Annotated in this window: 1 protein-coding gene; it reads left to right on the plus strand. The window is 32.0% G+C overall.

All coding sequences use genetic code 11. From position 1 onward, the window contains the following. The coding region (locus ERX27_RS11325; RefSeq protein WP_133432870.1) for a transposase at window positions 1–219 on the plus strand (219 nt) is incomplete at both ends.

Below are 219 nucleotides of genomic sequence, written 5' to 3' on the forward strand. Positions count from 1 at the left end.
TTGTACCTAAAAATAACAAACTGAGAAGAATGAAAGACATTATCGATTTTTCATTCATCTACGATGAAGTAATAGAAAATTATTCGATAACGAAAGGAAGAAGTGCCGTAAGTCCTGTCAGAATGTTTAAATATCTGCTTCTGAAAGTTATTTTTGATTTATCAGACGTTGATGTGGTGGAACGCTCACGTTATGATATGTCTTTTAAGTTTTTTCTGG

The organism is Macrococcus brunensis (assembly GCF_004359615.1).
Lineage (GTDB): Bacteria > Bacillota > Bacilli > Staphylococcales > Staphylococcaceae > Macrococcus > Macrococcus brunensis.